General features: G+C 38.5%; 8 protein-coding genes. All 8 read left to right on the top strand.

Translation table 11 applies throughout. The features are described 5' to 3' along the window. The first annotated feature begins 122 nt into the window (after positions 1-122). The 8 genes from M0051_RS07025 (at position 123) to M0051_RS06990 (ending at position 14,306) form a co-directional block, all read left to right on the top strand. Positions 123-3,476, top strand: a complete 3,354-nt coding sequence (locus tag M0051_RS07025; protein ID WP_306740822.1) for a SusC/RagA family TonB-linked outer membrane protein — start codon at positions 123-125, stop codon at positions 3,474-3,476. Positions 3,477-3,799: 323 nt separating this feature from the next. Continuing rightward, a complete protein-coding gene (locus M0051_RS07020) occupies positions 3,800-5,182 on the top strand; it encodes a DUF6242 domain-containing protein (RefSeq protein ID WP_306740821.1) in 1,383 nt (460 codons plus the stop codon). A gap of 175 nt (positions 5,183-5,357) precedes the next feature. After that, positions 5,358-8,465 (top strand): TonB-dependent receptor, encoded by a 3,108-nt coding sequence (locus tag M0051_RS07015; RefSeq protein WP_306740820.1) that lies wholly within the window; start codon positions 5,358-5,360, stop codon positions 8,463-8,465. An 8-nt stretch (positions 8,466-8,473) separates the two neighbouring features. Further along, positions 8,474-9,904 carry a RagB/SusD family nutrient uptake outer membrane protein gene (locus M0051_RS07010; protein WP_306740819.1) on the top strand — a complete coding sequence of 477 codons (1,431 nt, stop codon included), beginning with the start codon at positions 8,474-8,476 and terminating at the stop codon, positions 9,902-9,904. Positions 9,905-10,038: 134 nt separating this feature from the next. Further along, entirely contained in the window at positions 10,039-11,190 is a 1,152-nt protein-coding gene (locus M0051_RS07005) for a thioredoxin domain-containing protein (protein WP_306740818.1), read from the top strand. Between the two features lie 39 nt (positions 11,191-11,229). After that, positions 11,230-12,489, top strand: coding sequence for a thioredoxin family protein (locus tag M0051_RS07000; RefSeq protein WP_306740817.1), 1,260 nt, complete (start codon positions 11,230-11,232; stop codon positions 12,487-12,489). Positions 12,490-12,576: 87 nt separating this feature from the next. Next, positions 12,577-13,713: a TlpA disulfide reductase family protein gene (locus tag M0051_RS06995; protein ID WP_306740816.1), complete on the top strand. Its 1,137-nt coding sequence runs from the start codon at positions 12,577-12,579 to the stop codon at positions 13,711-13,713. Between the two features lie 74 nt (positions 13,714-13,787). After that, a complete protein-coding gene (locus tag M0051_RS06990; protein ID WP_306740815.1) occupies positions 13,788-14,306 on the top strand; it encodes an SRPBCC family protein in 519 nt (172 codons plus the stop codon). Positions 14,307-14,347 lie beyond the last annotated feature (41 nt).

The raw sequence follows: 14,347 nt of genomic DNA, 5'->3' as shown, positions 1-14,347 counted from the left end.
TAGCAGGAGCTATTTCAGCTAGCATTATGTACGACAAAATTAGGAAAAAATATTCATTCGCAGCAAACAAAAATTTAAATGTTTGTAATTCATCCCTTTTTAAGAATGGATGTAAAGAGCTAATGAAGTTAATTTTAAGCCTGATTTTTGTCCATTTTTCTATCCTTTCATTTTCACAAGCTCAGGAAATATCAACTTCCAAGCTTACTCAGGGGATGAGCTTGGAAGATTTCATTGTGGAAATTCAAGCGCAAACAGATTTCACTTTCGTATACAATCCTGAAATAATTAAAGGAGTAGCCATTACCATTCCGTCAGAGGAGAGAATAAGTTTGCAAGAGATACTGGGAATGGTTTTGAGTCCGCTTGGCTTCACTTTTATTCTCTATCGTGATAAAATCATATTAAAGAAGATGGATGGACCAATACCCATGTTGCAATTAGAAGCTTCCAATAAGATTGAGGCTGCCAGATTGATTCGTATGGGGAAGATGGTTGTGGGTAGAATCTTGTGTGATGAGGATAGTCAACCGATTGTTGGGGCCTCTATTCGAGTGAAAAATGAATTTAAGGGAACTGCAAGCGATAAGGATGGTTACTATAGTCTAAAATGTTTTGTGGGTGATACCATTGTTGTATCTGCCATTGGTTTTGTGTCCAGTGAAAACATTGTCGGACTCAAAATGATTGAAGATATTAGGCTCAATACAAATGTGATAAACTTACAAGAGGTAAACATTGTTGGATACGGCGAAGAGGCGAAGGAGGAAAAAACAGGAGCTATAAGTACCCTTTCTGCATCAATGACCGGTGAAATTCCGAATGATTTTGATGAGATATTGGCAGGAACCGCAAGTGGTGTATGGATGCAAAAAAACTCTGGTGTTCCTGGTGGAGCTTCAACCATAGCAATTAGAGGAGTTACTTCCTTGCAACCTGATGCAAACAGCCCTTTAATTGTTGTCGATGGCGTTCCTCTTTTTAATACAGAGGAAAGTTTAAATCAAATTAATATTTTATCATTTTCAGGAAGTCCCCTTTTTGGTTTGGCTGATAATTACGTCTATAATGATTTGCGTGAATCAAATTATTTTCAAAAGAATGGCCTTAACATGATCAACACAGAGGATATTGAATCTATTAGTGTGTTGAAAGATGCCTACTCAACGTCGATCTATGGATCTAGAGGTGCCGCAGGTGTTATTTTAATTACAACCAAACAGCCAAGGAAATTTGGTCTGAAAGTAAACCTTATGATGGAAACAAGTGTTTCCAAACCAGTTGGAAAGCCTAACCTGATGAATGGTGAAGAGTATGCTCAATTCTATACCAACTATTACAGTCAGTTAAAGAATAAGGAGGTAATTTTTCCAGCCAACACAAATACCAATTGGTATGATAAGGTGGTGAGGAATGCCAACAGTAATAAGCTGGCCTTCTCTATTCAGAATAAAAAGCACAATGGATACCTGTATTTTAGCTTTTCACATTTAAATCAGGAGGCTTATATAGAAGGTGCAGATTTTAAAAGATATACTGGTAGATTTAATTTCAAACAAAACATCAACAAATATTTAAAATTAGGAGCTAACATTTCAATGACATCGGAGAAAAACAATTCTATTTTGGCTCCTAAAATATATCGCGATGCCATATTAAAGGCTCCTAATATTAGTGTGTACGATGAAAGTGGGGACTTTAATTTTTCAACGGGAAACAATCCATATGGAATATATACGGAGAACCCTGTGGCAATGGCGTTAAATGATAAAGGGGAAGCTTTGGATAACTATGTGATTTCAAATATTTATGCTGATATGAAACTCACAGATTGGCTTTCTTATAAGTTAGATTTGGGCATCAATTTCATAGAGACCGATGCTTTTGCTTCCTATAGAAATAGTGATTCTCCTGATAAAAAAATTACAATCGAAACAGATGGTTATTCCAGAAAGTTTGTAATCGCCAATATGTTGAGAGGACATAAATCTTTCGGAGAGCATGTCTTTAAGTTCGTAATTGGGCAGAGTTTTGAGGAGTCAAGACAGAAGGAGAAAGAACTGGACTATGAAAGTACCTATCAGATAACCAATCGGAATGCATATAATCTCGTTGATTATTCCAGCGACAGAAGAAAGTATGCTTTGGCATCATGGTTCGGAAGGTTGAACTATAATTATAAGAAAAAACTATTTGTCGGATTGAGCTACCGGGTTGATGGTTCTTCTCGATTTAGTGATGACAATCGATATCAAATTTTCCCTGCATTTTCTACAGGATGGATTGTAGTGAATCAAAGTGACGAGGAGTTGATTAACCACCTAAAGCTTCGTGCAAGTTTTGGATATTCAGGGGTAGAACAATCTACTTATACCTATGGTGCCTTGAGGACTTATGAAACGCATCGAAATGATTTAACCTACGGGAAGAAAACCATTTATACGGAAGCAAATGGTTCAAACCTTAATCTTTCATGGGAGAAAACAGAAAATTTTGATTTTGGGGTGGACTTTAGTCTATTGAAAAACAAAGTGAATGCTTCGCTTGATTATTATTCCAAGAAGGTAAACAACTTGCTATTGTTCACCGATGTGCCTGCTGTTACGGGGTATTCACAACAGTGGATAAATGTTGGAGCCATGAAGAATACAGGTGTTGAGTTAACACTGGATTCCCGTTTAATAAACAGTACATTCAAATGGGACCTGTTTCTTACAGCTGCCTTCAATCGCAACGAAGTTTTGGAATTGAATCAAGCAGGTTATGAGGTTTGGGGACAAGATCAGGCTTACAAATATTTCAAAGAAGGCAGGGAGGCTGCTCAATTTTATCTATACGATTGGGCAGGAGTAAATCCGAATAATGGAAATCCATTGTGGAGATATGCCGATGGCAGTCTAAAGGAGACTCCGCCAACCAATATGGAAAACAGAATGACTTTTGGTTCCGGTATGCCTAAGTATTCAGGAGGTTTTAGCAATGTGTTTTCTTTTAAAGGTGTGGAATTAAGTACTTATTTTGTCTTTGCTGAAGGTAAAAAACTAATGAACGGTACCTCTGCAATTTTGCATACTTATACCACAACCGAGGTTTATAATTTATCTAAAGATGTAGCAAACTACTGGCGCAAGAGTGGGGATGTAACGAACCAGCCGGCCTTATTCAATCCATCAATTACTAGCCAGAACAATTATACTACAAGTCGAACAAGTAGTCGTTTTTTCGAAGATGCATCGTTTCTGCGAATGAAGAAACTTGTATTGGCTTACCATTTACCCAGGAAATTTGTGAAGACTTTGAAACTTGAGAGGATAAAAGTATATGCTCAGGCAACAAACCTGTTCACAATTACTGGATATTCAGGTGCTGATCCCGAAGTGAGTGCTTTTGGACCTTCATCACTATTGTCAGGTTACGATGAGGTAACCATGCCTCAAGCTAAAACATTTAGTTTGGGCCTAAGAGTTAGTTTATAGAATAAAAATTGTCAAGTAAATAAATTAAAAAAGAATGTAGTAAATGAAAACCTTACGGCGTCTGGCAGGACAATGTAAACCTTTCATTAATTAGTTACAAAACATCAGTCTGAATTAAAAATAATATCAACCATCTGGTTGGTAATAGGGGATGAAACATGCCTTTCTCTTTCAGGTAAATTCTTTTTAAGTGAATAGTAAATAGAATGATACGGATTATTTGAGCGATGCTTTGGTAAAAGGATCCATTGTCGAGGCTAAACTCAAATGGTTGTAGAATATGTTTTGAATAAACTCAATTAATAACCTAAAATTAAAATTTTATGAAAGTTTTAAGAAACCCTTGGAGTGTAGCAATGTTGTTGTTTGCAATGGTATTTAGTGGAGCATTAAGCTCATGTAGCGATGATGAAAAATTAAGCAACCTTACTGGCTTTTTGTCTTTTGAATTTAATGAGGATGTAATCAACAATTATGACTTTGTGATTGGTGCCGATGGTGTCATTACCAATGAGTCTGCATTGCCTTATGGCTTTGACTGTTCTTCTTTACAACCTGTATTTACTTCGGCACCTCTTACAACTGTTTTTGTGAATGATGTTGAGCAGGTAAGCGGTCAGTCTGAGCAGGATTTTTCTTCAGATGTAGTTTATGAAGTGGTTGCTGAAGACGGAACAACAGCGAAAACTTATACGGTAAGAGTAAATGTTGCAACTGAAATTTCAGCATGGACAAAGCAAACTGCTGATGCTGGTTTCCCAAATTACGATTACACTCACGCATTTAAAGTTGGTGGAAAGTATTTCATCTCTGGAGGAGAGTCAACAGATTATACTTATAGCTTGTATTCTTCTGAAGATGGTGCTACCTGGACCGTAGCTAATGATAATTTCCTTGCTGAAGGTATTGGCGTTGGTTATGCGGCAGTGAAATACAACGACAATATTCTATTGATCGGTGGTCACACTTTAATGGATTGGTCTGATTGGAGTACTGGTCAAGCAATGGCATCTGTTTATTCTTCAGCTGATGGTGAAAGCTGGTCTGATGTAGCTGCTGAAACTGCTGCTGACAATAAATTCTCTGCAAGAACTGAACCTATGGTTGCCAACATGAATGGCGATTTGTATTTGGTAGGTGGTTCTGCTTTGGCTTATGGAAGTCCATCAGGTCCTATCAATGATGTATGGAAATCAGTTGATGGTGGTGTTAGCTGGACTCAACTGGAAACCAACCTTGGTGATGATTTTACTCCTCGTTTTAGAGGTCAGTTATTGGTGTACAATAACGAATTGTACTTAATTGGTGGTGAGTCAAAATATCCAACTCAGTACAACAATGAAGTTTATAAGTCAGCAGACGGTGCTAACTGGACTCAGGTAGAGGTGGCTACTCCATTTACAGCTCGTTCGCAGTTTGTTGCTTATGAGTATGCAGGAAGAATCTTCGTTGTAGGTGGTAAAGTGGTTACCGGTGAAATGGATGGTAATGCTCAGCTTGCTGAAGCTGCTAATGATACTTGGGTATCAGAAGATGGCGGTGTAAACTGGACACAAATGACTGAAGGCGTAATTGATTTTGAAGCAAGATATGGACATTCATTAATTCAGGATGGAAACAACCTAATGATTGTAGGTGGTAAAGGTGCTGCTGTTGACGGTGCAATTCCTGTTTTGAAAGATGTTTGGACTGGAACTTTAAACTAAGAATTACTGAGAGTCTCGTCTTTGAGATGAGACTCTCAAATTAAACAACAAACATTAACTAACAATTGGCAGATTGTTGGTTGTAATCATGAAAATGGATGTTTGAATTCAATAGAGTGAACACGTGAATAGTGATCAGGTGAAACTCGAAGGACATGTAGTAAAACTCATGAATATGAACAAGATATTAGTCATGTTCTTGTCTTTTATAGTCTTGATGATTGGAACAAATGTACAAGCACAAACCTATAAGCCACAAGAACTAAAGACAAAACACATAACAGGAACTGTATTGTGCAGTTCAGATCAATCGCCGGCAATTGGGGCAACCGTAATTGTAAAAGGAACCACCAATGGTGCGGCTGTCGATTTCGATGGTAAATTTTCAATTCACGCCAATAAAGGAGACATCCTGTTGATTTCTTCTATTGGCTTTATCTCTCAGGAAATAAAGATTACCGACAAATTACATTATCATATTGCACTGAAAACTGACAATGTATCATTAAAAGAGATTGCTGTAATTGGTTATGGCGTTCAGGAGCGGCGAGATTTAACAGGAGCAGTTACCTCTATTGATGTACAAGCCCTGGAACAACCAGCTTTAAGTATTGATAATGCTCTGGCAGGGCAGGTTGCAGGTGTTCAGATTAATTCAAGTAGTGGAACTCCTGGTAGTGCTACTGCCATTACCATTCGTGGTATAACTTCCTTAGCTTCTGATAATAACCCACTCTTTATTATTGATGGTGTACCTGTATATGGAGCAGGAGGATACTCTTCTACATCTTATCAATCAGGTTCGGTAGCTGCAGTCTCTATTGGAGGAAATGGAGCCGCAGGACAGATTAGTTCTAATTCAGAATTTGAGCGTAATCCTTTGGCCAACTTGAATATGGATGATATTGAATCTATTGAGATCTTGAAGGATGCTTACGCTACTGCAATTTACGGATCGCGTGGAGCTGCTGGTGTAATTTTGATTACAACGAAAAAAGGGAAAAAAGGAGCTCCTAAAGTAGATTTCAATATTTCAACTTCCTTAGCTACTCCTGTTGGTGTTCCTGATGTGTTGAACGGCGATCAGTATGCCGATTTCTATAATGCCTACAAGGATAAGAATTTTACGAAAGGTATAAATACTGATTGGGCAGATGAAGCCACACGCCTAGCTAAAACCTACAATGTTTCGGCAACCGTGTCAGCAGGGACAGACAAAAGCAAGTACTTTCTATCCTTGTCCTATCTTGATCAGGATTCCTATGTGATTAATAATGACTTTAAAAGATATACGGCCCGTATTAACTATGAGTACAAATCGAGTGAAAAGTTAAGATTCGGGAACAATGTTACCATTTCATATACTGATAATAACTCTTTAAATTCAGGTCAGGTCTATAAAAATTCACTGATAGCTGCTCCTAATATAGAGGTAAGGGATGAAAATGGGAACTATAACTTCATCAATAGCAAAGGGAATTATTTTAACCCAATAGCAAAGGCGAAAGATGATATCAACTTTGTACAGGATAAGCGTGTGATCGGTAATCTGTATGCCGAATACAAAGCGTTATCATGGTTAACTTTACGATCGGAGTTTGGTGTCGACTTTATGGCTTCAAAAGCTTATAACAGAAACCTGTCTTATGATGCTTCGCCAATTTTGGAAGGTGGTAGTGCAAGCCAAACCACCATTCAAAACATGAAATATGTGATCAACAATACTGCTACCATCTACAAAGAGCATGGCGAACATGTATTTAATGGCGTTCTCGGACAAAGCTTTGAAGCTTCTAAGGAAGATTACGTAAGAGTATCGGCTTCTGATTTTCCAACCAATAACGTACTTAGTATTGGTCAGGCAAATACAACCCATGTTGATGGAGCTTCTCTGCAGGAATGGGCTATGGTTTCCTTCTTTGCCAGAATGAACTACCGCTGGAAGGATAAATACCTGGCTGGTGTTACTTATCGTATTGATGGTTCATCACGTTTCAATAAGAATGAGCGATATGTTGGTTTCCCTTCTTTTTCTGCAGGATGGAGAATCTCAAAAGAGCAATTCATGGAAGCATACACCTGGCTTGACGATATGAAACTAAGAGCAAGTCTTGGTTTTAGTGGTATTTCTGGTTCGGGAGGTTACTATGGACATCAGGGACAGTATGTTCAGAAAGATAACGCCAATATCTATGGTAAGAAGAACATCCTGGAAGTTGAACAGCCTAGTAATCCGGACTTAAAATGGGAGAAGACACAAACTTTGGACCTGGGGCTTGACATGAGTCTGTTCGAATCAAAAGTTCAGGTGTCCTTCGACTTCTATCAAAAGAAAAGTATCGATATGCTTATTCGTTCTTCTGTTCCTCTTTATACTGGATACAGCGGACAGCAGCAGAATCTGGTTGACATGACCAATAAAGGGTATGAAATTAGCCTAAGCACATTGAATGTTAACAAAGAATTTAAATGGAGTACCAACCTGAACCTGGCACGCAATACAAATGAAGTAACCAAACTGAATTTGGATGGTTATGTTGCCGGAGGTCCGGAAATTGGTTATGCCTATTATAAAGTTGGTGAATCGGCTACAGCATGGTTCCTTTACGATTGGCATTCTGTTGATCCATTAACAGGAAACCCATTGTGGAAATATGCTGATGGTACGGTCAGTACTTTGGCTCCTGAAAAATACGCAAGAGATAACAGTGACGTGGAAAACTACGAGAATAAGTTTGTTATGGGAGATAGATTACCTGAAATCACAGGAGGGATCACCAACGTATTTTCCTATAAGAATTTTGAATTGAACACTCTTCTTTCATTTTCCTATGGTGGAAAAATCATGAATGGAAGTAGAGCGGAGTTGTTAACCTATTCTGATGACAAATATCAGAATCTAAGTACTGATATTTTGGATGAATGGATTATTGCTGGTCATCAAACCGACATTCCTAAAAAGAAAAACCTTTCAAATACAGGAAAAGGCATTGATTATACAGTGAGTCGTCAGACAGATCGATTTCTGGAAGATGGATCCTTTGTTCGTTTGAAAAACGTATCTCTTTCCTATCGATTCAATCCTGAGCGTATCAGCCGCTTTGGCTTGAGAAGTTTGGTTCTGTATTTAAAAGGATCTAACTTAGCTACCTGGACAAAGTATTCGGGACCAGATCCGGAAGTGAGTAGTTTTGGTTCTTCTGCAGTATATGCCGGCAATGATGAGCTAACCATACCTCAGCAGAAATCAATTCAGATAGGAATAAAAGTTGGGCTAAAATAGTAAGAGACATGAAGAAGATAAATAATACAATATATGCATTTGCGCTTGTAGCTTCTGGCCTGGTTTTTACAGCTTGTAATAAACAGCTTGACCTGGCACCTGAAGATACAACCGTTGAAACTGAAGTTTTTCAGTCTGCAAGTTCGGCAGAGTCTGCACTAATGGATGTGTACAACAAAACATACGAAGCAAATAAAGGAGCAGCTTACACCATCGGTGATTTTACAACCGATCTGTTGGTAGTGAGCAATTCTTATTATCAAATAGTTATTAATGGTGAACTCCCCGTTGATAATTCCACCTCTAAATCGATCTGGGCAGATTGTTATTCTACAATAAACGTTGCCAATGTAATGATTGAGTCGATTCCGAAATTGGGAACTTATAATGAGGATTTGGAATTGCAACACATTGCAGAAGCTAAATTTCTTAGGGCATACAATTACTTTGTGCTGCTCAAGCTTTTTGGCGATGGTGCCTTAACGGGGAATATGAATGGATTGGGATTGCCATTACAATTGACTCCATACGAAGGAACCAGGTATGACGCAGCTAATGCCTTAACTCGTTCTTCTGTGGGCGAGGTGTACACTCAAATAATAAAAGATCTGACTGAGGCTTTGGTTGATCTTCAAGAAGTATACAAAGATGATTTGGAGACTCGTGCCCGAGCAACCCAAGGAAGTGTTCACGCACTATTGTCAAGAGTGTATCTGTATAAGGGGGATTTTGAAAAGGCTGCCAGTGAAGCAAATCTTTTGATTGACAATGTGAACTATACTTTGAATAGCAACCTTAGATCCGTTTTTCCTTTAAGTAGTGGCTATGATGTTAATTTAGATAAGGAATTTATCTATGCCATTCCTTTAACGTTTAATAATGGGGATCATCAGTTTGGAACCCACTTTTATTCATATTACAGCAAGGTTTCCTACTATGTTCCTGAAGTATTTATAAATAAATATTCCGATACCGATCAGAGAAAAACCACTTTGATATGGAAAGGATATGAAGGAGCAAACGGACAGCAACCTACAAAGTTTACAACTTCAAAATTTAATAATTCTGATGGCAGAGATAACATCCCAATGATTCGTTTGTCGGAAATGTACCTGACAAGAGCTGAAGCATTGACAAGAACTTCTGGTCTTACTCAAGAGGCTGTTGATTTGCTGAATGAGATTGCCAGTCGTGCCGATCTTAGCTTTACGGATTATACGCTTGCTGATTTTTCTACTGCAGATGAACTGATCGATCGCATTTTGCTCGAGCGCGAAAAGGAGCTTTGTTTTGAGGGCTTGCACCGTTACGACTTAATTCGAACTGGGCGTAAGCTTCAGGATAAAGATTTGCCTGAGAATCGATATGTATTGCCAATTCCTAAAAGTGAAATTGACATTACAAAAGGAAGTCTGGAGCAGAATCCAGGCTATTTGTAGAGGATAATCTGACCAAAACACTTTGGTCTCTCAAACTTATTTTATAGTCAAGTTTTATTGTGATGGGATGTTTGTAGGTTATTCCTGCAACATCTCCTGACAATAGGCTATTGTATTCCCAAATTAATATTAGAATGTATACAAAACTGATAATGGTTTTGCTCTTGATGCTGTTCTCTTTTTCGAATGGTGTAAAAGCAAATACAAGACCAGATGAAGATGGTAAAGCTGGAGTTTCTTTCAATCATGCTAGTTGGGAGGAAGTTTTAGAGGTGGCAAACAAGCAGAACAAACTCATATTTGTGGATTGCTATACCAGCTGGTGTGGCCCTTGCAAGATGATGGCTAAGACAACTTTTACAGAGAAAGAAGTGAGTGCCTTTTTCAATCAACACTTTGTAAATGTGAAGCTCGATATGGAAAAAGAGCCAGGCATTGCTTTAAAGAAAAAGTTTGGAGTGAGTGCATATCCAACTCTCTTGTTTCTTGATGCCAATCAAAAAATTGTTCACAAGAGTGTGGGTGCCTTGAATAAAGACGAGCTTTTGAAATTTGCCAACGAGACATTGGATGGTTCAGCTACCCTTTCGGGATATCACAAGAAATACCGTGAAAAGGGAGTGTCTGATCTTGATTTTGTCGTGGATTATTTAAAAAAGCTGGAAGCTGCAGGAGAGAAGAAAATCATTGTGGAAGTGGTAAATGCTTATTTCAAAGAATTGGATAAGGAAGAATTATTGAAGCAACAGAATTGGAACCTTCTGAAAAAATACGTTCACAATACCGGGAATTCTGCCTTTCAATATCTGCTAAAGAATCAAGAAAGCTTTATCGAAGTATATGGAAAGAAAGAGGTGGAAGACAAGGTGTACTTTACCTTTTTGCGCCAGGGAAATCAATTGTGCGATAAAGAGGAGGATGGGAATTATAGGCTGAGTAAGGAAAGAAAACACTCTTTCATGAACGATCTTCAGGCGAATCAGGTGCGCGATAAAGAAATGATTCGTGCCTATTCTGAAATATCTACATCCAGAACATTGGGAAATTGGGATGCTTATGTAGATGCCATTTCTAAATACCTACAAAGCGGAATAATCGATAAGGGAGCCATGTCTTTGTACAATTATGTATTGCCTGTGAATAGGGCTGTGAAAGAGAAAAGTTTGCGAAAGGCTGCTGCTGGCTGGTGCGACATGGGACTCAAAATCGATGGATTGAGTCAAGGCTATATCAATGCATTTAAAGATCTTAAAAAACAACTAAATACAGTTGGCAATGATCAGTAAACAAAGATCGTTGAAGAAACTGAAAAACAAAAGAACCAAATGAAGAAAGTACTAACAGTAATGGCAATGGCTGTAGTGGCAATTTGCCTGTCAGGAAATGTTGATGCTCAAAACCGAGAGGTGGAGTTTGAACATTCCAGTTGGAAAAAGGTTTTGAAAAAAGCCAAAAAGCAAGACAAGCTGATCTTTGTGGATTGCTACACTTCGTGGTGTGGTCCATGTAAGATGATGGCAAAGGATGTGTTTACCCAGGATCATGTGGCTGACTATTTCAATAGCAATTTTGTGAATTTCAAGGTTGATATGGAAAAAGGAGAAGGACCGGATTTAAAGGCAGGTTGGAAGATCAATGCCTATCCAACATTCTTGGTGATCAATGCCAAAGGGGAAGTGATTCACAGAGTGGTTGGAGCTTATGGTGCCGATGAGTTTATCGGATATATAAAAGAAGCACAATCGGAGGACGAGAACTTTGAGGCTCTTAACAAAGCCTATGATGCTGGTCAGCGCGATGGAGAGTTCATGTTTTCATATTTGCGTTCCTTACGTTTGGCTAACCTTGATAAGGAAGAGGCCAGAAAAGCAAAAAAATATATTGCAGAACTGAAAAAGGAAGATTTGTTGAAAAAGGAAAACTGGAACATCATTAAATATTTCATGAAAGATCCTGCAACAGATGAATTCCGTTTTATAGTGAAGAGCAGAGATCGGTTTGCGGAAGTTGTTGGAGAGGACGAGATTGATTCAAAAATTTACAATACCTACAGCAAGCAAATTGAAGCTTACAGCTACTTCTATCCTGGTAAAGGACGCACCTACGACAAGGAAGGATTTGATGCATTGATTAAGGATTTGCAAAACTCGAACTTATCAAGAGCGTCTGAGTTAATTGCTATTGCCTTAAAGAATGAGTATTCTCGTTTGAACGACTGGAACAAGTATGCATACGTTGTGGATGCTGCCTTGGATTTGGCTGTCCTTAAGCAATACGATAGTGAGTTGAGATATTTTGATTCAGCTGCTTCTACTATTGCCAAGGTGTCAAAAGACAAGGAAATGCTGCAAAGAGCACTTCGCTGGGCGAGCTATACCGCTGAAAGGGAAACTCGCTCGGAACACAAATCGGGTTACCTGGCAACCAAGGCCAAGCTTCTTGACTTGGTAGGCAAAGCCGATGAGGCCAAATCGACCATGATGGCATCGGAAAAGGAAGACAAGGCTGCAGAGGCTGCAGGAACAAAAATTATTTCTGTACCAATGATGAAGTTGGGAGGAATGAAACCGGCGAAAAAGAAATAGTGAATTTTATCCCAAGCCTGTTAAAGGCGGAATGACTCTCGCTTTATTACAAAAATATAATCAAACAAATCATACAATATTATAAAAATGAGAACAATATTAATCGCACTTATAAGTGTAATACTATTTGGTTGTGCACAACAACCTTCAAACAATGAAATCACAATTAAGGGAAAAGTAAAATTTCCTGACGACCGTTTCAAAATGCAGATCATTAAAAGAAATGGGTTTGAGAAAGAAGTCATTGACTCAGTGGAGCTGAAGGATGACAATACCTACGAGTTCAAAATGAAGGTAGATAAGCCTGGGGTTTATACTTTGGATTGTCAAAAGTGGCAATCGGTTCAGTTTTGGGCCGAGGGCGAGGATTTAGAGATCGATTTCCGTGGTCAGGACACTGCAAAAATCAAGATCAAGAACCCACCATATGTATATGTAAAGGGTGGACCAAATAATGAGGTGATGAATTTAATCGCTTACAATGGTTACCGAGCATATCAGAACATGATTGCTGCAGGGAAAGAGATCTATGCTGCATCGAAATCTGATTGCGAGGAATGGAAAGAAATGTCTGCAAATAAGTACAACCTTGTTTTTGACGACAGAAGAGAACGAACTCTTTATGTGGCTCAGCATTATGCAGATCGCAATTCAATTCTTTCAGTTCTTCCAATTTTGAATGAAACCAAAGACGCAGAATTGATTGCTAACATTCTTAAGACTTTGGAAGCTAAAAATCCTAATTACCAGCCATTGCTAGATGTGAAAAGAGAAATGGCGGAAGCAAAGGCTGCCAGAGAAAGAATGATGGAAGGTAAGGTTGCTCCTGACTTCTCATTCCCAACCAAGAATGGGGACAAGAATTATGGACCGAAGGATTTCCGTGGTAAGTATGTATTGATTGACTTCTGGGCTTCTTGGTGTGGTCCATGTCGTCAGGAGATTCCTCACTTGAAAAAAGAGTATGAGAAATATCACGACAAGGGATTGGAAATGTTGAGTGTTTCTATTGATCAGAGCAAGAATGCCTGGATGAACGCCATGCGTAAAGAGAAAATGCCTTGGCCACAGGTGCAAGCTCCTAAGGCAGGTAAGGATATTATGAAAGAATACCAATTCTCTGGGATTCCATTCATTGTACTCCTTGACAAAGAAGGTAAGATTGTAGGAAAGAATCTAAGAGGAGAGAAACTGGAAAAACTGTTAGAAACCATTTTTCACTAGGAGTATAGTATATCATAGGGAATGTCCCAATTGCCTTTCTGGTAATTGGGACGGTTATTAAATTTTATAGATAGATGAAAAGATATTTGATTTTATTAGTTGCCGTATTGGTAATAACTACCGGAACATCGCTGGCTCAAAGAGCAATGACAGCAGCAAAGAAACTTCCGCCAACACTTCAGCGAGAAGGAGTTGTTAGTGCCAGCCCAGATGAAGTATGGAGGTTAATTTCAGTCTTGGATAAGGTAGATGAATACAATTCAGAATTTGTAAAGTCTGTAGAGAAAGAGGGAGACGGTTACGAAGCATATCGCTTGGTAAAAATGACTGATGGAACAGAAAGAGGGGAAGAAGTAACGGTTTTTTCAAAAGCTGCTAAACGGATTTGTTTTAAGTCAGAAGATTCTCAGTATCCTGTAGAATACTATATAGTGAATTACTACATCGAATCATCAGGCAAATCGAAAACTAAGTTGAGATTGGAATGCTATTTCAAGGTGAATAAAGGAGCTGCTAAGACCAAAACTTACAAAGCAATTGGGAAAGAGCTTTCAATAACTTTAAAGGGGATTCAAAACTATTACAACAAGTAATTGGTATCGATTTTTGTGTGAAATTAAAGAATAGTGAAAGC

This window comes from Marinifilum sp. D714, from assembly GCF_030851345.1.
Taxonomy (GTDB): Bacteria; Bacteroidota; Bacteroidia; order Bacteroidales; family Marinifilaceae; genus Marinifilum.
Note: the sequence above shows the minus strand (reverse complement) of the source record. Positions and strands in the feature narration are given on the sequence as shown.

Coding starts and splice junctions, on each gene's coding strand:
- M0051_RS07000 (WP_306740817.1), top strand. CDS start 11,230: ATGAAGAAAGTACTAACAGTAATGGCAATGGCTGTAGTGGCAATTTGC.
- M0051_RS07025 (WP_306740822.1), top strand. CDS start 123: ATGAAGTTAATTTTAAGCCTGATTTTTGTCCATTTTTCTATCCTTTCA.
- M0051_RS06990 (WP_306740815.1), top strand. CDS start 13,788: ATGAAAAGATATTTGATTTTATTAGTTGCCGTATTGGTAATAACTACC.
- M0051_RS07020 (WP_306740821.1), top strand. CDS start 3,800: ATGAAAGTTTTAAGAAACCCTTGGAGTGTAGCAATGTTGTTGTTTGCA.
- M0051_RS07010 (WP_306740819.1), top strand. CDS start 8,474: ATGAAGAAGATAAATAATACAATATATGCATTTGCGCTTGTAGCTTCT.
- M0051_RS07005 (WP_306740818.1), top strand. CDS start 10,039: ATGTATACAAAACTGATAATGGTTTTGCTCTTGATGCTGTTCTCTTTT.
- M0051_RS06995 (WP_306740816.1), top strand. CDS start 12,577: ATGAGAACAATATTAATCGCACTTATAAGTGTAATACTATTTGGTTGT.
- M0051_RS07015 (WP_306740820.1), top strand. CDS start 5,358: ATGAACAAGATATTAGTCATGTTCTTGTCTTTTATAGTCTTGATGATT.